Source organism: Planococcus donghaensis, assembly GCF_001687665.2.
Lineage (GTDB): Bacteria > Bacillota > Bacilli > Bacillales_A > Planococcaceae > Planococcus > Planococcus donghaensis.
The window spans coordinates 995,780-1,016,390 of the sequence record NZ_CP016543.2; the positions used below are offsets into that span (position 1 = coordinate 995,780).

22 protein-coding genes are annotated in these 20,611 nt (G+C 39.0%); 11 read left to right on the forward strand and 11 right to left on the reverse strand.

Annotated elements, in window-relative coordinates:
- Positions 1-84: 84 nt before the first annotated feature.
- From BCM40_RS04920 to BCM40_RS04930, 3 genes are all read left to right on the forward strand, one after another.
- Positions 85-1,200 (forward strand): DUF445 domain-containing protein, encoded by a 1,116-nt coding sequence (locus tag BCM40_RS04920; protein ID WP_065527738.1) that lies wholly within the window; start codon positions 85-87, stop codon positions 1,198-1,200.
- 21 nt (positions 1,201-1,221) lie between these two features.
- Positions 1,222-1,569, forward strand: coding sequence for a YlbF family regulator (locus BCM40_RS04925; RefSeq protein WP_065526898.1), 348 nt, complete (start codon positions 1,222-1,224; stop codon positions 1,567-1,569).
- Between the two features lie 88 nt (positions 1,570-1,657).
- Positions 1,658-2,437: an enoyl-CoA hydratase gene (locus BCM40_RS04930; protein WP_065526897.1), complete on the forward strand. Its 780-nt coding sequence runs from the start codon at positions 1,658-1,660 to the stop codon at positions 2,435-2,437.
- A 39-nt stretch (positions 2,438-2,476) separates the two neighbouring features.
- Here the strand turns inward: BCM40_RS04930 and BCM40_RS04935 are convergent, their stop codons facing one another.
- Positions 2,477-2,662 (reverse strand): YhzD family protein, encoded by a 186-nt coding sequence (locus tag BCM40_RS04935; protein WP_065526896.1) that lies wholly within the window; start codon positions 2,660-2,662, stop codon positions 2,477-2,479.
- A 126-nt stretch (positions 2,663-2,788) separates the two neighbouring features.
- On the opposite strand from BCM40_RS04935, the gene BCM40_RS04940 reads away from it, so the two are divergent.
- The 5 genes from BCM40_RS04940 (at position 2,789) to yhaM (ending at position 10,045) form a co-directional block, all read left to right on the forward strand.
- Positions 2,789-3,688: an ABC transporter ATP-binding protein gene (locus tag BCM40_RS04940; protein ID WP_065526895.1), complete on the forward strand. Its 900-nt coding sequence runs from the start codon at positions 2,789-2,791 to the stop codon at positions 3,686-3,688.
- Entirely contained in the window at positions 3,681-4,931 is a 1,251-nt protein-coding gene (locus BCM40_RS04945; RefSeq protein ID WP_065526894.1) for an ABC transporter permease, read from the forward strand. The genes BCM40_RS04940 and BCM40_RS04945 overlap by 8 nt, the downstream gene beginning before the upstream one ends.
- 116 nt (positions 4,932-5,047) lie before the next feature.
- Positions 5,048-6,265: a metallophosphoesterase family protein gene (locus tag BCM40_RS04950; protein WP_065526893.1), complete on the forward strand. Its 1,218-nt coding sequence runs from the start codon at positions 5,048-5,050 to the stop codon at positions 6,263-6,265.
- A 4-nt stretch (positions 6,266-6,269) separates the two neighbouring features.
- Positions 6,270-9,110 (forward strand): AAA family ATPase, encoded by a 2,841-nt coding sequence (locus BCM40_RS04955; protein WP_065526892.1) that lies wholly within the window; start codon positions 6,270-6,272, stop codon positions 9,108-9,110.
- Positions 9,107-10,045: a 3'-5' exoribonuclease YhaM gene (gene yhaM, locus BCM40_RS04960; protein WP_008430630.1), complete on the forward strand. Its 939-nt coding sequence runs from the start codon at positions 9,107-9,109 to the stop codon at positions 10,043-10,045. The genes BCM40_RS04955 and yhaM overlap by 4 nt, the downstream gene beginning before the upstream one ends.
- Positions 10,046-10,110: 65 nt before the next feature.
- Here yhaM and BCM40_RS04965 read toward each other — a convergent pair whose 3' ends face one another.
- From BCM40_RS04965 to BCM40_RS04995, 7 genes are all read right to left on the reverse strand, one after another.
- Positions 10,111-11,001 carry a peptidylprolyl isomerase gene (locus tag BCM40_RS04965; RefSeq protein WP_065526891.1) on the reverse strand — a complete coding sequence of 297 codons (891 nt, stop codon included), beginning with the start codon at positions 10,999-11,001 and terminating at the stop codon, positions 10,111-10,113.
- 106 nt (positions 11,002-11,107) lie between these two features.
- Positions 11,108-11,293, reverse strand: a complete 186-nt coding sequence (locus BCM40_RS04970) for a hypothetical protein (RefSeq protein ID WP_006828367.1) — start codon at positions 11,291-11,293, stop codon at positions 11,108-11,110.
- A 61-nt stretch (positions 11,294-11,354) separates the two neighbouring features.
- Positions 11,355-11,900 (reverse strand): DUF3267 domain-containing protein, encoded by a 546-nt coding sequence (locus tag BCM40_RS04975; protein ID WP_065526890.1) that lies wholly within the window; start codon positions 11,898-11,900, stop codon positions 11,355-11,357.
- Positions 11,901-12,000: 100 nt separating this feature from the next.
- Complete coding sequence (locus BCM40_RS04980) at positions 12,001-12,564, reverse strand: HTH-type transcriptional regulator Hpr (protein WP_065526889.1); 564 nt, start codon at positions 12,562-12,564, stop codon at positions 12,001-12,003.
- Between the two features lie 206 nt (positions 12,565-12,770).
- Positions 12,771-13,190 carry a YtxH domain-containing protein gene (locus tag BCM40_RS04985; protein WP_065526888.1) on the reverse strand — a complete coding sequence of 140 codons (420 nt, stop codon included), beginning with the start codon at positions 13,188-13,190 and terminating at the stop codon, positions 12,771-12,773.
- Between the two features lie 124 nt (positions 13,191-13,314).
- A complete protein-coding gene (locus tag BCM40_RS04990) occupies positions 13,315-13,845 on the reverse strand; it encodes a tryptophan transporter (protein WP_065526887.1) in 531 nt (176 codons plus the stop codon).
- A gap of 104 nt (positions 13,846-13,949) precedes the next feature.
- A complete protein-coding gene (locus tag BCM40_RS04995; RefSeq protein WP_065526886.1) occupies positions 13,950-14,381 on the reverse strand; it encodes an HIT family protein in 432 nt (143 codons plus the stop codon).
- A 109-nt stretch (positions 14,382-14,490) separates the two neighbouring features.
- Here BCM40_RS04995 and BCM40_RS05000 point away from each other — a divergent pair, with 109 nt between their 5' ends.
- Both BCM40_RS05000 and BCM40_RS05005 read left to right on the forward strand, forming a co-directional pair.
- A complete protein-coding gene (locus BCM40_RS05000; RefSeq protein WP_065526885.1) occupies positions 14,491-15,240 on the forward strand; it encodes an ABC transporter ATP-binding protein in 750 nt (249 codons plus the stop codon).
- Positions 15,224-16,426: an ABC transporter permease gene (locus BCM40_RS05005; RefSeq protein WP_065526884.1), complete on the forward strand. Its 1,203-nt coding sequence runs from the start codon at positions 15,224-15,226 to the stop codon at positions 16,424-16,426. The genes BCM40_RS05000 and BCM40_RS05005 overlap by 17 nt, the downstream gene beginning before the upstream one ends.
- 39 nt (positions 16,427-16,465) lie before the next feature.
- Here the strand turns inward: BCM40_RS05005 and BCM40_RS05010 are convergent, their stop codons facing one another.
- The 3 genes from BCM40_RS05010 to BCM40_RS05020 all read right to left on the reverse strand — a co-directional run bounded on the left by BCM40_RS05010 (position 16,466) and on the right by BCM40_RS05020 (position 19,348).
- Complete coding sequence (locus BCM40_RS05010; RefSeq protein ID WP_065526883.1) at positions 16,466-17,638, reverse strand: M20 metallopeptidase family protein; 1,173 nt, start codon at positions 17,636-17,638, stop codon at positions 16,466-16,468.
- A gap of 148 nt (positions 17,639-17,786) precedes the next feature.
- Positions 17,787-18,782 carry a sodium:calcium antiporter gene (locus BCM40_RS05015; RefSeq protein WP_065526882.1) on the reverse strand — a complete coding sequence of 332 codons (996 nt, stop codon included), beginning with the start codon at positions 18,780-18,782 and terminating at the stop codon, positions 17,787-17,789.
- Between the two features lie 53 nt (positions 18,783-18,835).
- The gene (locus tag BCM40_RS05020; RefSeq protein ID WP_065526881.1) at positions 18,836-19,348 is read right to left on the reverse strand and encodes an antibiotic biosynthesis monooxygenase family protein; all 513 of its coding nucleotides are present in this window, start codon (positions 19,346-19,348) and stop codon (positions 18,836-18,838) included.
- 208 nt (positions 19,349-19,556) lie between these two features.
- Here BCM40_RS05020 and hemE point away from each other — a divergent pair, with 208 nt between their 5' ends.
- Positions 19,557-20,603 carry a uroporphyrinogen decarboxylase gene (gene hemE / locus BCM40_RS05025; protein WP_065526880.1) on the forward strand — a complete coding sequence of 349 codons (1,047 nt, stop codon included), beginning with the start codon at positions 19,557-19,559 and terminating at the stop codon, positions 20,601-20,603.
- Positions 20,604-20,611 lie beyond the last annotated feature (8 nt).

The following is a 20,611-nucleotide window of genomic DNA, read 5'->3' on the forward strand; positions in this document are numbered from 1 at the left end:
TTCATTATAGGGGAATATACGGAATACACAAAGCAGAAAAAGAAATGAGTGACAAAAGTGAACATACTAGTGACCTTAATTTTTATGGCAATCGTTGGAGCGTTAATTGGTGGAGTGACCAATCACTTGGCCATTAAAATGCTCTTTTGGCCTTATGAGCCCAAATATATTGGGAAATGGCGAGTGCCACTGACACCCGGACTCATACCGAAACGGCGTGATGAACTGTCCCGTCAACTTGGACGAACGGTTGTCGAGCATTTATTAACACCGGATACATTTAAAAAACGATTTTTTAATCAGGAAATGCGGTCGAAATCCGAAAAATGGATAAATCGTCAGTTAAACAAGCATTTGTTTGACTCACCGAAAACATTTAACGATTGGCTGCAAGCAGCTGGACAAACAGAAATGGATACAAAAATTGAAGCAAAACTAGATGAATTGGTGGAACTTCAAAAAGAAGCTTTGCAACAGTATATTGCGGGAAAAACAATCCGTGAATTGATGCCAGACAAGTGGAAAGCTGAAGCAGAGACGAAATTGTTTGAAGGTGTGCAATATGCATTAGATCAAGGAATCGATTATTTTGAATCTTCACATGGCAGACAAACGATTAAGTCATTACTGGATGAATTTTTGGAATCACGTGGACGTTTTGGTCATATGCTGCATTCATTGCTCGGGGAATCGAAACCTTTGGTTGACCGTATTCAACCAGAAATCATTAAATTTCTCAACTCTCCAAAAACCTTCGAGCTTGTAGGAACATTAGCGTATAGCGAGTGGGATAAAGTTCAAGATCGGAGAGTGGATGAGTTACTAAAAGAGTTTGATTTTGACACAGCAATGAGTTCGGTCAAACAATATGTCCGTGAAAAAGCAGCAATTTCTACGCGTTTAAACACAACACTTGCAGAGACTTGGCCTGGAGGGTTAGAATGGACAAGTGTCAATATTACGCCCCTTGTAATAGACTTTGTCTTTGAACAAGGAGAGCATAAACTGGAAGAAACCATATTGAAAATTGATATGGAAGGTATGGTAAAAGAGCAAGTCGATTCTCTGCCGCTCAGTCGCTTAGAAGAGTTGGTGCTTGGGATTTCACGGAGAGAATTTAAAATGATTACCGTATTGGGCGCATTTCTCGGAGGCTTTATTGGCGTCTTCCAAGGAATCATCGTCATGATACTAAACTAAAATTAGAGGAGATGGATGAACATGACAGTAAACATTTATGATGACATTAACAAATTGGAAAGCACATTCCGCTCAACAGACGAGTTCAAGAAATTAGAGGAAGCTGTTGCGCAAGTAACTGCTGACCAACAAGCAAACGAATTGTTCAAGACTTTCCGTGATTTACAAATCACACTTCAGCAAAAACAAACACAAGGCGAAGAAATCACTGAAGAAGAAATGATGAATGCACAAAGTACAGCGCAAGAAGCTCAACAAAACGAAAAAATTCTTGCAATGCTAGAAGCTGAAATGGGCTTAAGCCAAATGATCGAAGAAGTTAACCGTGTCTTGATCAAGCCGGTACAATCTTTATACGAAAGCATGTAATTTTACAAAAATAAAGGAATAACAAAGAGAGACGCCGAATACGTAAAGGTGAATGACAATTCATCTTTACGAAGGGGTGTCTCTTTTTATGTTCGAAACAATCGAATTAACAAAACGAGGACGGATCGCTCAACTGCTTTTGAATCGTCCAGACTCAATGAACGCCATGAACGGGAAAATGATGAAAGAGTTGGCGGATTGCTTTGAATCACTACAGCAAGATAGTACGGTTCAAGTGTTAATTATTAGAGGGGAAGGAAGAGCATTTTCAGCTGGTGGGGACATTAAAGAAATGATGGATCCAGAAAATCCAATGGATATTGATGTAGTCATGAAAGATGTGAGCCGTTTGGCAAAAGCGTTATATACATTGCCTCAAATTACGGTTGCGGTTATTCATGGTGCATCAGCAGGACTTGCTTTTAGTATGGCATTAGCGTGTGATTATGTAATCGCTGAAGAGAATAGTAAGTTAGCGATGAACTTTATCGGTATCGGTCTAGTGCCAGATGGCGGAGGCCATTTCTTCATGAAAGAACGTGTCGGCGTAGCAAAAGCGAAACAAATCATTTGGGCTGGCCAAAAATTAAAAGCACACGATGCACTTTCAAAAGGATTGATCGAGGAAGTGACAGCAGAAGGACGCGGACTTGAGCATGCTGAAATATACGCTGCAGTCGCAATTGCTTCTCCACTGAAAGCGAAATTAGCAACAAAACATATTCTGCACCAAACAAAAGTTGAAGAATTAGTACATGTATTAGAAATGGAAGCAGCCGCACAGTCTGCAATGCGTAAGTCAGCAGACCATATAGAAGGCATTCAAGCTTTTGTCGAGAAAAGAAAGCCTGAGTTTAAAGGTCATTAAAAAGCATGGCGGGATTTTTCCGCCATGCTTTTTAAATGCTTATGAATGGAAAAGAAGAAGTTTGCCAGCAGGTGATGCTAAGCGGTGCGTGAGGTTAATCATCTCTTTTTCTTCTAGCATCGCCTGTCCTTTACCGCGTGCTTCTTCGTCAGTTTCAGCAGTAAATGTTTCGTCTAGAAGCTGTTTGCCTGTTTTTTCGAATACAGTCAGTTTGTAAGTTCTCAATTCAAATCAATCCTTTCTGAATGCATATTCATTTCAAGTATAAAGGCTATCGTTTAAAAAGTCCTGTAATTATTGAAACATTTTGGCAGTTGTTTCGTAGTAAATAGAAAGAAAGGAGCGAATGAAATGGCTTTGCAAGTTGAACACGTAACAAAAAAGTTTGGAGATTTCACAGCAGTGGACAACCTTTCGCTGTCAATAGAAGAAGGCGGAATGCACGGATTTCTTGGGGCGAATGGAGCTGGGAAAACGACAACATTTCGAATGATTTTGGGGTTATTAGATCCGACCCAAGGGTCTGTCCGTTGGAAAGGAAAACCCATTACATATGCAAATAGTCCAGAAATAGGGTATTTACCCGAAGAACGTGGACTTTATCCCAAAATGAAAGTAGAAGAGCAACTAGTTTATTTGGCGCAACTGCGCAAAATGTCTAAAGGAGATGCAAAGCGGGAAGCGACTGCTTGGTTAGAGCGTTTTGAAGTGCCGCATTATGGACAGAAAAAAGTAGAAGAACTATCAAAAGGCAATCAACAAAAGATTCAATTGATTGCATCACTCTTACATAAGCCATCGTTATTAATACTAGATGAACCGTTTTCAGGGCTAGATCCCGTGAATGTTGAAATGTTAAAAAAAGCAATTTTAGACTTTCAAAAACAAGGAGCAACGATTGTTTTTTCTAGTCATCGCATGGACCATGTAGAAGAATTATGTGATAATATGAGCATTTTGGACCGGGGAAAAGTAGTGGTGGGTGGATCAATAAAAGATGTGAAACGTTCTTTTGGTAAACAAAGTGTTCGCATAAATATGGATGCAGATCTTAGTCATTTATGTGAAATTGCAGGAGTCGATAACTTTACAAAAACAAGAGATGGTGCTGTTTTTCAAATTACCGATGAGCAAGTTGCGCAGGTATTGTTGACTGAAGCGATGAAACTCGGCACACTTCGCCATTTTGCAGTTGAAGAACCTTCTCTAGAAGAGATTTTCATCGCAAAGGTGGGAAAACAACATGCATAGTTTTTGGATCATTTTCAAGCAAGCATTTATTACAAAAGCCCGGACAAAATCATTTCTTATTACGACAGCTATAGTCGGCGCTGCTTTTTTCTTATTAGCAAACATATCGAATATTTTTTCAATTTTTGCTGGAGAAGAAAATGAAGAGAATACACTTCATGTCGTTAGTGAAAATGCAGAGTTACTCGAAAAGCTACAAGCACAATTAGTATTAATGAATAGTGAAATCGAAGTTGTACCCACTCCCTTAACCGAAGTAGAATTGCAAGAAAGTATTACATCAGGCACCATTGATGATTATTTGGTGTTAATGATAGACGAGCAATTAACTGCACGGTACGTATCCGAATCTGCCAATGAAATGGGTGGAGGGGCTGAAATTGAAAATGCAGTTCAAGCAATACATACTACAATTACCGCTGAATCACTCGGATTGGATGAAAGCCAAGTAGATCAATTGTTCATGCCTGTTGAATTTGAACGCCAAGCGGTTTCTGAATCCTCTAAATCACAAGAAGAATTGAGTCAGGCAAGAGGGCTTGTTTATGTATTGATTATGTTGATTTATGTCGCTGTTATTTATTATCCCAATATGATTGCCATGGAAGTCGCAACAGAAAAATCATCACGTGTTATGGAAATTTTAATCTCGAGTGTGTCACCTGTTAAACACATGTTTGCAAAGATTGCAGGTATCGGCAGTCTTGGTATTTTACAAATGATGATTTTTGGAATCGCTGGTTATTTTGCGATAAAAACAGTCGGTACGGATTTGACTGAAGGAGTATTTAGCGTCATGGGTTTTTCAGAAGTGAAAATCAGTACATTCTTGTTTGCGGTACTCTTTTTCCTACTCGGCTATTTTCTTTATGCGGTACTTGCGGCATTGCTTGGGTCATTAGTTAGTCGAACAGAAGATGTGCAGCAGCTTATGTTGCCCATGATGATTTTAATCATTATCGGGTCGCTAATTGCATTTTCCGGCATTTCAGTGCCTGAAGCTAGTTATGTCACCATTGCATCCTACATTCCATTTTTCGCCCCGCTAGTGATGTTTTTACGCGTTGGTATGCTCGACTTGCCATTATGGGAGCCGTTACTGTCGATTGGGATTATGCTGTTGACGATAGGTATTCTTGGTTGGTTTGGTGCACGTGTTTACCGTGGAGGCGTTTTAATGTATGGTTCTTCACAGTCGCTAAAAGATATTCGAAAAGCCATCCATTTAGGCAATAAAAAATAAAACTATTGGTTTGAGCTATTCGGCTGTTTGCGGGAAACTTTCTGCAAACAGTTTTTTAAATAACCGGGTCATGGTAAAATAAGAACAAATATTCGGTAGTTAAAAGGGGATTATTTATGGAGTCGATTCGATTTATCCACACAGCAGATTTGCATTTAGGTAGCCCTTTTATCGGCATGAAGGACTTGCAAAAAGAACAGTGGAATCAGTTGAAAGACAGCACATTAGCGGCGTTTGATCGACTGATTCAATATGCACTACAAACTACACCAGACTTTGTGTGTATTGTAGGCGATATTTATGACGGAGAAGATCGGAATATTCGGGCGCAAGCTCGTTTTCAAAAAGGAATGCAGCAACTCGCGGAGCAAAACATTCCCGTTGTTATGTGTTTTGGTAACCACGATCACTTGAGTGGGAATTGGACGCGCTTTGAACTTCCAAAAAATGTGCATGTTTTTGATAAAGCGGTTTCTCAGTTCACGCTACACACAGCTGCTGGTCCTGTTATTTTTACAGGTTTCAGCTATGGCAAACGCCATGTGAGCGAATCCATGGTTGATCATTATCCACTTGCGGAAAACTTAAACTGTTATCATATTGGTCTTCTCCATGGCAGCTTAGAAGGAGACGCTACACATGCTGTGTATGCCCCGTTTAAAAAAGAGCAGTTACTTAGTAAGCAATATGATTATTGGGCATTAGGGCATATCCACAAGCGCCAAGAGCTCTATCTTGAGCCTGCGATGGTATATCCCGGGAATATTCAAGGTCGCCATAGGAAAGAATCGGGTGAAAAAGGCTTTTACGAAGTGACGTTATCAAAAGCAGCGACCCAATTAGAGTTTGTATCAACTTCTGTTGTTCAATTTGATCAAGTAGAGGTATTTGGCAAAGGCATTATTCATATGAATGAACTGATTGAGGCTTGTCAAAAACAGCTAAGTCTTTTTAGTGAAACAGTAGGACCAGCCATTATAGAATTGATATTTACCGAGTTAGACCAAGATAGTTTCGAGTTGCTTGCTAAAATTCCAGAGAGTGAACTGTTAGAGTTGCTCCGAGAATCCGTGGAAGAATTGGATTCTTTTGTTTGGATTCAAGCGGTACATCTGCAGCAAGCAGCACAAGATAGAGGGCTTTCACCGTTAGGCGCTACATTAATCGACACAATGGAAAGTTGGAAAACAGATGACTGGAAAATAGTGTTACAGGACTTGTATCAACATTCGAAAAGCAGTCGTTTTTTGGAAGCTGTAGAAGAGCAAACCATTAAAGAGCTCCAACTAACAGCTGCTCAAAAAATTCGACGCACGATGCAGGCGGGAGAGTGATCGCATGAAAATCGATAAATTAGTGATTTACGGCTTCGGCAAACATGAAAACCGAACCATTGAATTAGGACAACAAATGATTTTGTTTGATGGACCGAATGAGGCTGGAAAAACGACCATTCAGCAATTTATCATTCAAGTTCTTTTTGGATTTCCAGCACGCAACCAAATACAACTTCGTTATGAGCCGAAAAGTGGTGGGAAGTATGGCGGACAGCTTTACTTAACAGATCCTCAATACGGCAAGTTGGTCATTGAACGGATTAAAGGAAAATCAGCTGGGGATGTAACGATAACGTTTGAAGACGGTCGACGAGGTGGAGAAGCTGAGTTGAAACAAGTATTACGAAATTACGATCGCGCTTCTTTTGAAGCGATTTTTTCGTTTTCGGTTCATGAATTACAAGGACTCGATCAACTGAGTGAAACCGAACTCAGTCGCACACTACTCGCTTCAGGTACCACAGGTATTGATGCCTTAACGCATTTAGAAAGCCAGCTGGAAAAACAAATGGGAGAGCTATTTAAAAAAAGTGGTCGCAAGCCGTTAGTAAATGCATTAGCTGAAGAACTTCGTGAAATGGAAAAAGAGTTAAAAGACTACCGACAGCGAGCCGAACTTTATAGCCCCTCAATTGAACGGTTACAGGTTATTGCACACCGCTTACAGGCGATAGAAGATGAAGAAATGACAAAAGATCAAGAGCTTAAAGAAATTACAAAATGGCAACAAGCAGCGCCATTATTTGCGGAGAAATTGACATTGACTAGTCAGCTAGACAAATTGGAAATCGATCAGTTTCCTGCTGAAGGTAGAAGACAAATGGACCGTTTAGTAGATCAGGTGACGCAAACTAAAGCAGAGATGGAGTATGTAACCAATCAGCTCAATCGTTTAGCTAATCCGGAAAAAGCAGACTCCATGGAGCTTATTGAGAATTTGTTAAACCGTGAATCCGATTGGCATCAATTAAACGTTCAATTGGTTCAAAAACAAAATGAGGCAATCGAGTTAACGGAAGAACGAGACGAACTATTAGCTCTTCTCGGACTTACTGAACAACAAGCGATGAATGTGGATGTTTCTTTAAACCAAGAAGAGCAGTTAGCAGAGCGGTTAAAAGAGTTAGATTTAGAAGATGAAAATCAGCGTTTTACTCAACGTAGTTTGCAAGAAGAAAAAAATAACTTGGCACGCGCAGAACAAGATTTAGCAAATTTTCTAGCGCAAGAACCAACAGAAAAAGAACGACTAGCTGCAGAAGAGTGGCCGCGAATCTCGTCTCAGTTAGCAGAAGCTAAAGCCGCTTTAAATTTTCAAAATGGCAGCGCAGCCCAAGACCGACTGGTTACATTTGCGTTAATAGGCGTCGGGTTACTTGTTGCAATTTATGGTTTTTTTCAGGCCACTATTTTACTAATCGTGATTGGCCTAGCAACTTTGGGTACGGGTCTATGGCTTTTTGCAAAAACGGCAAAATCTGACGAGTTGCCAGCAAACTATGCTGAACTACTCGAAAGATACAATGGTAAAGAACAAGAATACGAAACAATTTTGAAAAAAGTGGCAGAGTTTGACTTGCAACTGGATGCATTGATGAACAATGTTGAGAAGAGCAAGAAAAATGTAGCCAATTACTCTTCTATCAAGTCAAATTCTGAAGCTGAAACAGCTTATCAGCAATTGTTGCTTGAAATTGGTTTGAGTTCAACGGTTCGGCGCACCATGGCAATGGAGCTTTTTGAAAAGTTGAGAAAAGTTCATGCTTCTTCTTCACGTCTATTGCGTATTAAGGACGAGATTGAGCAATTAAAAGCCCAGCAAAATGAATGGCTAGCCAAAGCACAAAAAGCATGCGGAAAAGACATAGCAATTGAAGGACTGATTGCATCATTACGCTCAGAATTATCGGTACGAAAACAAAAGCAAGAACACTGGAATAAAGTCAAAAGTGAACAAAACAGTTTGCAAGAAAAGTACGATCAATTACGTGCACTCCAGAAACAGCTTGAAAAAGATCAACAAACCTTATTGACATATGCTCATGCGGAAGAAGTATTTGATTTTTATCGATTAGCTGATCAGTGGGAGAAAAAACAGGAAATGAAACGAGCACTCCAATTGACCCAAGCGCAATTACAATCGATTGGTAATGTAGAAGGGCGACCAAACTGGGAGCTTGAAGATGCACAACGAGCAATCGAACAAATTCAATCAGCTTTAAACCAGTTAAAAGTGGAGCGGAATGAGTTGTTGAAAGAGCAAGCGGACAAACAACAACTGACACAAATGCTAGTATCAGATACATCGTATGAAGAAAAGCTCCAGCAATTCGAAGAAGCTAAAGCAAGGTTTGTTGATTTAGCCAAGCAGTGGTCCGTAAACAAAGCGATAGTCGAAGCGATCAACCAAACTATGAATGAACTGAAAGAGAAAAAACTTCCTGCTGTATTGACCAATGCCCAGCGTTATTTTAGTAAACTAACCAATGGGGCATACCAAAAACTGAGCATGAATCAAACAGGCTTTTTTGAAGCTAAGCGTCAAGACGGCACTTACTTTCCGATAGCAGAACTAAGCCAAGCGACAAAAGAACAAGCTTATTTGGCATTGAGACTGTCATTAGCTGTTTCTATGAAACAAAGCCATCCGTTTCCTTTTATTATGGATGATGCTTTTGTCCATTTTGATCGCAGTCGGTTGCAGCAAATGATAAACTTAGTAAAAGAGTTGCAAGAAGAGCATCAATTCATTTATTTTACATGCCACGAAGACATGCAACAGGCTTGGCCATCTGCACAAATCATTCATTTGGCCAATACCGAAAGGAGCGTTCATTCATGACCAAGGGAATTACACAGTACGCAGTCGGAGAAACAGTCGATGTATTCTTACTGATCAAGCAATCAGTTAAAGGAGTCACGACTACTGGAAATCCATTTATTTCGCTCGTGTTACAAGATAAGAGCGGAGATATTGAAGCGAAATTATGGGACACAAAAGATGAACAGGAAAAAATGTTCGCAGCTGAAGTAATTGTTCGCGTTGGTGGAGAAATCCATAATTACCGTGGAAAAAACCAATTACGCATTAAAAGCATTCGCCCAGCGAAACCAGAAGAAAATCAATCAATCTCTGATTTAATGCCTTCTTCTGAAAAATCAGCAGATGAATTACTCGAAGAAGTGATGAAATATTTGTTCGAAATGGAAAACCCTCAAATCCAACGAATCACGCGTTTTATGCTGAAAAAATACCAGCAGCAATTTTTAACATATCCAGCAGCAACACGTAATCATCATGATTATGTTTCGGGATTAGCAGATCATGTTGTATCGATGTTGAAATTAGGAAAGTCTTTAACAGAGATTTACCCTGGACTGAACAAAGATTTGTTATTTGCAGGAATCATCTTACATGATATTGGTAAAGTCATCGAGTTATCTGGACCTATCGCGACCACTTATACAGTAGAAGGTAATTTAATCGGTCATATATCAATCATGGTAACCGAAGTTGCGAAAGCTGCAGAAGAGCTAGAGATTGAGGGAGAAGAAGTCATGCTCTTACAGCATATTATCCTGTCACATCATGGCAAAGAAGAGTGGGGAAGCCCGAAAAAACCAATGCTCAAAGAAGCCGAAATGCTTCATTATATTGACAACATCGATGCGAAAATGATGATGTTGGATCGAGTACTTGGCAAGACTAAAGAAGGCGAGTTTTCTGAGCGAGTTTTTGCGCTAGACAATCGTTCGTTTTACAAACCGAAAATTTAATAAGCATGTAACGAAAAAGCCGCCTCAACAAGTTATGAAGATAACTGTTGAGGCGGTTTTGTTTATTATTCAGCTGGAGCTTCAGGAGTTTCTGGATTTAAGATATCATCCAAAGCACCTTCAAGATCTTCGTCTTTAATTTTAATATTGGCTTCTTTCATTAGTTCAGCAACTTTAGGAAGCAACGTCGTCTGATCTGCTTTTGAAAGGGCTAATTCTGTACGCAGCTCTTCTTTTTGATCTTCTAAAGCTGGTTGGTCTTCAATTTGACGTTTCTCAAGAACTTGGATGATGTGGAAACCATATTCTGATGCTACAGGCTCACTAATTTCATCGACTTCAAGTCCATAAGCAGCTTCTTCGAATTCAGGAACCATTGCTCCTGGTCCGAACCAGTCAAGGTTACCACCGTTTGCACCAGAGCCAGTATCCGTTGAATTTTCTTCGGCTAATTTCGCAAAATCTGCGCCTTCATCTAATTGCTTTTTAAGCGAGTTCGCAGTTTCTTCATCAGCAACAAGAATGTGACGAGCATTTAACTCCGTACCTTGACGGTCGTAGTAATCTTGTATTTCTTGGTCAGTTACTTCTACGCCTTCAGTTAAAGCTTTTTCTTGTAATAAGTTTAAACGAATTACTTTTTTATAGCTTTCTTCTGTTTGGTTATTTTGAGCAAGAAACTGATCAAATTCTTCGCCAAGTTCTTCTTTGTTACTGTCGTATTCAGCGTTTACTTCTTTGTCAGTAACTTCGTATTTGTCAGCAAGTACTTTTTCGATTAGTAAAATCTGAATCGCTTGCTCACCAATAGAAGTTTTCATTTCTTCATAAAGCTCATTTTTTGTGATATCGCCAACATCAGAAGTTACGATAGCTTCTCCATCACCGCTGTCGCTACAAGCAGATAAAGCTAGTACAGATGCTGCTAAGGTAAATGTTAAAAAAGACTTTTTCATAAAATTCGCTCCCAACTTTCTATGTACATGCAGTAGTTACTATACTATAAATGTAATGAAGTATGCAAAGTTCCTAAAAAAATACACTTGCCAGGAGGCAAGTGATTTAAGGTGTAAACTCTACGCCTACATACAACGATACCAGTAGTATTGTAATTAATATATTAATTGTCCGGAATATTTTTTGATGATTTTCTTCCGGGATTTCCCGAGAAGTAACTAATGCCAATGTCATCCGATTGATCTGAAAAAGATAAAATACGGAGAACATAACGATAAACGCGATAATCATGAATTTCCTCCCCTCTAACTTTACTTCCTAGTATAACAAAAAAGGAAAGAAAAAGCAGATATCAGCTCATCACCGGAGGCACAAGAATTTCAAAACCTGTATCTGTTTCTTCAATTAGCGCATACTTAGGTGAACGCGCCAAGTTACGAAGATAGATGATGTCTGTTAAACATAATGCACAATGATAAGCCAAAAGCATAGCAAAGTAATGAGTAAAAGCCGGATACATCACACTTAGCGTTACCAAAACCGTATTTAGTACGAGAAAAGGGGTTGCCAGTGATAATAGAAACCGAATTTTTGGCACGGGCTCGTTAATATGAAGCGATATAGCAGGACAAACCTTCATTTGTTTGCGAATAATAAATTTTAATGATTTATAACATCCAATTAATGGTAAGAAATGCAAAAGCTTATGAAGTGGATAAATGCCAAGTACGGCCAGTATAAAAAAGAGGAAATACTGATCGGATAAAGGAGTGGCATATATGATTGTAAGTCCTATATAGGCAGTCATAAACACAGCGATTCCAAAAAGTGCCGAAATCATGAAAAGCCGGTCAAATCCATATTGTTTTTTTAAGTTAATTGTTTTCCAGCAGTGCATGTTTGCATCCCCTATTACTAAATTCATTTTTGATTCGCTACATACAATACAATGATTTATAAGGAAATGCAACCATAAATTTTTTTTAGCAAATTACTTGTTATTGCTGGGTTTCTTGATGCGTGATTACGTGGTTTTCTTCATTGAATTTATTCTCAATATTTTTGAAAGAAGCTTCAAAAATTTCCATGAAATCATCTCCATAAATATTGCGGATTACTGCCATAATATCCATAAATTCTGGGAACTTTCCATATAGCTCGCGTAAAGGCAAAGAACCGTCAATCACAGAATGAGGCGTTTCGTGATAGTTCTCAATCATTTCTTGCATTAAAGCCTCGCCTTTTTCAGTTAGCTGTACATAAGTATTCCTTTTATCTGTGTCGCGTTTTGAAAAAGAAAGCAGTTCGCGTTCTTCTAATTTTTTTGAGAAGTTAAAAGCGGTCGAAACATGCATTACCCCAAATTTGGCTACATCTGAAATTGAAGCTCCTTTTAAATGATAAGAGATCCAAAGAATGTGGTGTTCATTGATATTCAAATCATAAGGTTTTATCCACATTTGCCAATCTTTTTCTACCGCTTTCCACAGTGCTTTTGACAATTGACCAATGCGTTGACTAAACAGCATAGCTTCTTTCATCGAATATTCTTTTTCGCTCACACAGGCACCAACTTTCCTCCAAAATCTTTTCTTTATTATAGCAGTAAAGCAAACGTAATAAAAGTAAGAATAGTAAAATAATTTACAGAGAGAAATTTTTATGACAAAAGGGAGAGGAGAACCAGTTTAAAGTGTTCACAAATAAGTGTCATGAAGCTTTTCTTGCATAAAAAGAATAAAAAAACAGCCACCCGAAGGTCGCCGTTTTAAGCACTTTCTGTATCATTATCTACTTTTTCTGATTTTGGTTTATTATCGGGTTTAGCTTTTTTGTCTTTGCTAATGGTGTTTTGCAATTCTTCGATTGCATTTTGAATAGCCATGATTTCGAGTTGGAGATGCTCTTTTGCGGGAGCAGTGCTTTCTGTCCAAGTTTCTAAAGAAGCTTTTAATCCTTCAACTGCTTCAGGCAATTGTGATTTAGCTTCTTCTGATAAATGGTTGATCGATTCTTTCAAGCCATTTACTTTGTCTTTTAGTTCAGTTAAATAATCTTTCCATTCAGATGATGCCGATTTCACACTAGAGCGAAAATCCTGTCCTGATTGTGGAGCAGAAAATAATGCCGCTGCAGCTCCAGCTGCTAACCCAGTTGTAAGTCCTAAGAAAAATCTTGATGCTTTCATATGTGAAACGCCCCTTTCTTCCTATGTACTTCTTTTCCTCTATTATACCTAATTGAAACCTATTAATGAATGACTATTCAATAAAAAAAGCTTTCCCCTGTTAAAACAGAGGAAAGCTTTTGTCTTATGCAGCTGGTGTAGCAGCTGTTTCAAATTTTGACCGTTTGACCAATGTAATCACAATTGGATAAATAAAAGCGAAAGCAACTCCGTTTAATAAGACTGCAGGTAAGACTACAGTAACTAGCAATAATGTAAAAGGAATATTGGCGCCAATTACAAAGATCGCTGCAGAAAGGAAAATTGCTCCGGACAATAAAGTGCCAATTGCAACAAGGGCGATCGTTACAGGTAATTTAGTTACGAATTTCTTCAAAATCATCACCAAAGCTAGAAAAACGAAAGCCGTGATGAATTTGTCAATGACATTCGGGAAAAATCCACCTGGGAATGTTGAGAACAGACCTGATAATACACCAGTTGTGACTGCTAACAAAAAGACATTTTTTACATTTGGAAATAAAAGAATGCCGACAAACATCATGGTTAACATAAAGTCGGGCTTCATCCCGCCGTTGATGCCTGGAATTACTACATATAGTGTGGCTCCGACGCTAACCAACAACGCCATTAAAACTAGATTTTTTGTATTCATTTCTCATCTCTCCTCAGCTCTACGCTATTTTCTTTTTCCCGGTCGTGTCCTCGTGACCGCCGGCGAAAAACTTATATTGATTCTATCTTGTCTAGTGGAGAAAATCAAGCATCTGCGTTTAGCTTAGTTTTTACGCTTTCTGCAAGTTCTTGAATGCGCTCAGAAGTAAACTCTTTTTCTTTTGTTACCCATTTTGCACCAAAGCCGTCTGTTTGACCATAGCGGGGGATAAAGTGTAAGTGAAAATGAAATACACTTTGTCCTGCTTTCGCCCCATTATTATTTAATAAGTTCATGCCTTCGGGTTGGAAAGTGTCATTGATTGCTTTCGCAATTTTAGGAGCGACAGCAAATAAATTACCCGCTTCTTCTGGTGTCATGTCATAAACAAATTCACGATGAGTTTTTGGAATGAGTAGGGTGTGTCCTTTTGATAAAGGCATAATGTCCATAAAGGCGAATACATGTTCATCTTCATAAATTTTTACGCTAGGAATTTCACCTGCAATGATTTTGCAGAAAATACAATTTGTCATTCGTATCATCCTTTCCATTTTTCTCATTTTACCATATTTGCCATATCAAAAAAGAATTCGACAGCTAGTTTTGATACAATAGTTTAATAGAAAGAAAGAGGTGTAGTGGATGGCTATTTTGGAAGTAGATGCGTTAACAGGTGGATATACACGAAAACCTGTTTTGCAAGAAGTGACCTTTTCGATTGGAAAAGGCGAACTTGTTGGACTAATCGGCTTGAACGGTGCTGGCAAAAGTACCACAATCAAACACATTATTGGAATGATGCAACCAAAATCGGGGCAAATCCGTTTGAATGGAAAAACATTCGAAGAGGACATGGACAGTTATCGTTCATCGTTTTCGTATATTCCCGAAACACCAGTATTATACGAAGAACTAACGTTGCGGGAGCATCTTGAACTTACTGCTATGGCTTATAATATAGATCCGAAACAGTTTGAAAAACGATCTGCCGAGCTTTTAAAGGAATTTCGAATGGAAAAACGTTTGAAATGGTTTCCGTCGCATTTTTCAAAAGGAATGCGTCAAAAAGTAATGATTATGAGTGCATTTTTAGTCAATCCTGCACTGTATATAATTGACGAACCTTTTGTTGGACTCGATCCACTGGGGATTAAATCTTTATTGGATCAAATGGAACAACAAAAGAAAAAAGGCGCATCTGTATTAATGTCGACACATATTTTGTCGACAGCTGAACGCTATTGCGATCGAATCATTTTGCTTCATAATGGGCGCGTTCGAGCAAGTGGAACAATGGCTGATTTACGGGAGGCGTTTCAAATGCCTGACGCCTCACTAGATGATTTGTACATTGCGATGACCGAGGATGAGCTAAATGAAGAATTTGCATGATATTTGGTCGAAAAGACTTCATAAGTACACCGTTGAAGTTCAAAACTATTTAAAATATATTGTGACAGGGCATATCGCTGTGGTTATGCTATTTGCTTTGGGCGCAGCGGGATTTGCGTATAGTGAATGGATTCAAGATGTCCCACCGGAATTTCCGGGAGCGTTATTGCTTGCTGTGATTTTTGGATTTTTATTGGCGCTCAGTCCGCCATCCACTTTATTAAAAGAAGCAGACATGGTGTATTTTTTACCATTGGAAAGCATATTAGATGACTTTTTAAAGCCGGCTTTAAGATGGTCGTTTTTGTCACAATTGTATTTGCCGGTGATTGTCTTTATTGTGTCATTGCCAATGGTGAATGCACTATATGGGTTGTCGTCATCGTTTTTAATTGGTTTTCCGATTTTGCTCTTGCTGATTAAATGGTGGAATGTTCAAACGGAATTTGCTTTTCGACAGCAAGGGGCAGGAGAGCAGGTTTGGCTTGATCGGCTGGTTCGTTTTCTATTAGTTGGATTGTTTGTCTACTTTTATATTGAAAACTTATTAGTAGTCGCAGTGATTATATTGTTTATCATTATTTTTTATGGCAAATGGATTGCTCGTAAAGCAGTAGGAAAGCCGTTTGCTTATGAACATTTTATTGGCTTGGAAGAAAATCGCATGTTACGCTTTTATCAATTTGCTAATTACTTTACCGATGTGCCTCATTTAAAAGGCAAGATAAAAGCTAGAACTTGGTTGAATTGGGTGTATGGATGGATCCAAACGGGTCCGAGAAATGCTCATTTGTATCTTGTGTGCAGAACCTTTATTCGTTCGGATGAGTTGTTTTACTTATGGATAAGGTTAACTGCAATTATAATGATAGGTGCTTGGTTTATTCCGTTTCAAATAGGAGTTGCTTTGTTTGCAGGTGCATTAGCCTTTGCAACGGCGATTCAAATTTGGCAAGGACTGACTCATACGCAGCATTTCCGAATGGATAACTTATTTCCGTTGACACAATTCAGCAGGCAAGGAGCGGTATGGAAATTAATCACTGCTTTGCAATCTCTGCAAAGCTTGTTCGCAGCGGGAGTTCTAATCGCTCTCGGCGAACCTGTTACAGCATTGCTGACATTTGTCGTTATTTTAACCGTTTCATTTGTTACAGTTACTGTTTTAAAAAACAAAAAAAAATAAACAAAGCCCACCATCTAAAAAAGATGTTGGGCTTTGTTTTTATTCTTTATTAAAATGAATGGCAGCTGATCCTAATGTTTTTGCGGCAATTAACATTGCTTCTTCTTTAAAATCGAATTTTGGGTGATGGTGCGGGTACGCGTCTCCGTCAGGCATTGCACCAGTAAAGAAGAAAGAACCAGGGATTTCCTCGAGGTAGTAAGCAAAATCTTCGCCACCCATTTGAGGAGGGCAGTCATACACTTCAGTAACCCCAGGAATTGTAGCTGCAATGTCTTTCACAAACAAAGTTTCATTTTCGTGATTCATAACAGCAGAGTAGCCACGCTTGTAAGTAAATTCATAATCGCTATTATTGGCTAAACTTGTTCCGTTAATCACACGTTCCATTTCTGTTTCCATTAAGCTTCGGACATCTTCTTTAAATGTACGAACAGTTCCCGATAACACTGCTTGGTCCGCAATAATATTGAATGGGTTTTGTGCCACAAACGAACCAATGGACAAAACAGCAGATTCTAATGGATCTACACGTCTTGATACTAAAGTTTGAAGGTTCGAGACCATTTGAGCACCGATTACAACAGCATCAACCGTTTCATGGGGACTTGCACCATGACCACCGCGGCCCTGTACTTTTAATGTAAAGCTATCAGCCGCAGCCATAAGCGGACCGACACGCGTATCAATTCGACCAAATGGCGTCATCGACCAAAGGTGGGTACCAAATATGGCATCGACTCCGTTTAAAACACCAGCTCTAATCATCGATTTTGCACCACCAGGTACGAGTTCTTCGGCATGTTGATGGATCAATACATAAGTTCCTTCTAATTCATCGCGCATGTCAAAAAGCGTTTTACCGAGTACTAAAAGAGTAGCTGTATGGCCATCGTGTCCACAAGCATGCATGACGCCATCAACAGTAGAACGATAAGGGGCTGATTCTTTTTGATCTTGTATTGGCAAAGCATCGAAGTCAGCACGCAATGCGACTGTTTTTCCAGGTTTAGCTCCTTGGATCGTAGCGACAACACCATTCCCACCAACATTGCCTTTCACATCAACGCCTAATTTTTCGTAATAAGAGAGAATATAGCGTGCTGTTTCCGTTTCGTGAAAAGAAGGCTCCGGGTGCATGTGCAAATGACGACGTATCTCAACCATTTCAGGATATGCAGCATCTAAGGCTGCGTATAATTTAGTAAGCATATGTAAGGCTCCTTTTTTTAATTAAGCATATCACAAAAAATTCCGAATATGAGAAAGCGTCCATATTGGTGGGTGCTAGTACGGCGTATAGATGCACGAAAAAAACGCAGTACATGCCGGAAACCAGCATGTACTGCGTTTTTAGTTATTAATAAGTGAAATTTAAATAAGATGCTGCAAAGTAGACAATGAGAATGATTACGGATGGGATGGCATAAGATAATGTAGTTGCACTTTCTTTTCGGTAAAGTGAAAACAAAGCCAATAACGACATAATTAGCACTCCAACAGCGATAATCATATTGGCACCAGAAACATCCAACATAATAGGTCCGGCAGTATAAACAGGATCTGATAATGCAAGGATGATCATATTAAAAATATTACTACCTAGAATTGCACCAACAGCCATATTAACATTGCTCAATCTCAAGGCAATAAAGACAGAAATAGCTTCTGGTAAGGAAGTTGCGGCCGCAATTAGAAAGCTACCGATGAAACTTGATCCAATGCCTGTAATAATCGCAATTTGATCTCCTGTAATCGATAGGGCAGTACCTGCTGCTAAAATAACTAAAGCTGCAATGATAAAACGGACAATTGCGGCTTTAGGTGATAAAGAAGCACTTGGATTTTCGGGTTCTTCCTCGGATTCAACAATCGCTTCTGCTTCAGGGTCTAATGAAGGAAGTTTGTTAATAACCACCATCCCGATAATATAGGTGACAGCAATTAACAAGGCATCTAGTCCTACGCCTAAAATTTGTGTATCTAAACGAAGTAAAAGAGCCATAACAACGAGAACCGTCAATAAAATACCAAGAAGGGCAGTGTAAATATTGTTTCGTGAAGCCCTGTTTAAAATTTGGCGTCTTCTAAGAAGAAAATCGAATCCTGCAAGAATGAACAAATTAAATAAATTCGAACCGATCATGTTTCCAACAGCAATATCCGCATTGCCAATAGCTGCTGCTGAAAAACTAGTCGAAACTTCGGGTAAAGAAGTTGCGCCAGCCAATAATAGCGTACCAACCATCATACCGCCCATAGCCGTTTTTGAACTGATCACATCGGCATATTGCGAAAGTTTGATGGATGCAAACACAGTGAGTGCAGCTGCTAATATGAAAATAACGAAAACCAAGTAATTTCCTCCTTAACTTATCAACCCCTTAGTAGTCTATAAGGGGAAGTTCTTCATTCTTCTTCAGGTTTTGCTCGGTAAGTGCTGACATACGATACACCTGAGAAAATGTTTGGTCGCTGTGCACTTGTCTCAGCTTCTGGCTTCGCAGAATGAGCTTTTGCAAATGCTTGAGATTCTTTCCACTTTTCATAAAAAGCTGGAGATTCCCACTCAGTCAAAACAATATACGTATCTGAATCAAGTGGTCTCAGGACACGAAAAGCAATATATCCAGGTTCATTTTCAATAGCCCCTGCTCTATTTTTAAAACGATGTTCGAAAACAGGACGACCTTCTTCCGAAACCGGAATATTATTTAAAACAAAAAAACCTTTTTCATTAAATTCTCCTGTTCCATCCACAACCTCGTAGCGGCGAGGTGTTTGGAAAATTGTTTTGCCTTCTGTCTCATGAATCATTAAGGTAGTACCTTCACCTTGCATTACTACCATATTTTCCTCTGGGTGTTTATCACGCATTTTCTTCATATAATCATATGTTCCTGTTGTCATGTAAAAATTCATTAAAACCCCTCCTAAGTAAATATATATACTATTATATACTTCCCTATTGAAATCTACATGAAACAGGTTTGTCGAACAAGTGAAAAGAGAAGCGTCAAATTTATGACAAATGCGTTTGGAATCTATACAATATAGTACGGAACGTCTATAGTATAGACGGATATAGGTAGACAAAAGTAGAGTAGCACATCGAAGGGATGAAACATTCATGACATTTAATGATACTTATCTTCGCGCAGCCCGTGGAGAAAAAACAGATCACGTACCGGTTTGGTATATGCGACAAGCAGGACGTTCGCAACCAGAATACCGCAAAATTAAAGAGAAATATTCATTGGAAGAAATTACGCATCAGCCAGAGCTATGCGCTTATGTAACAAAGCTTCCAGTAGATCAATACAATAACGATGCAGCAATTCTTTACAAAGATATCGTTACACCACTACCAGCAATCGGTGTTGACGTAAAAATCAAATCTGGAATTGGTCCAGTTATCGACAATCCTATTCGCACAATGGCCGATATTGAACGTTTAGGAGAAATCAATCCAGAGCAGGATGTTGATTTTGTTCTTGAAACAATTCGTTTATTAACACAAGAACAATTAAATGTCCCATTGATTGGTTTTTCAGGCGCGCCTTTCACATTAGCGAGCTATATGATTGAAGGTGGACCTTCAAAGAGTTACAACAAAACAAAAGCGATGATGGTTTCAGAACCAGCGATGTGGTTTGCGTTAATGGACAAATTAGCGGACACGATTATTCCATATGTAAAAGCACAGATTAAAGCAGGCGCAAAAGCTATCCAGATTTTCGATTCATGGGTGGGCGCATTAAATGTGGAAGATTACCGTATTTTTATCAAACCGGTAATGGATCGTATTTTTGCTGAATTGCGTACAGAAAACGTCCCGTTGACAATTTTTGGAGTAGGCGCAAGCCACTTAGCAAAAGAATGGCATGAGCTACCTGTAGATGTAGTTGGTCTAGATTGGCGTTTGCCGATTTCAGAAGCACGTTCGATGGGATTAACAAAAGCATTACAAGGCAACTTAGATCCATCTTATTTATTGGCAGATTGGTCTGTTATAGAAGAACGCACGAAAAAGATTTTAGATATGGGCATGCAAAATGACGGCTACATCTTTAATCTAGGTCATGGTGTGTTCCCAGAAGTTAACCCAGATACATTGAAACGCCTAACTTCATTTGTTCACGAATATAGTGCTGCACATAAAAGTAATTTAAAATAAGATAAAAT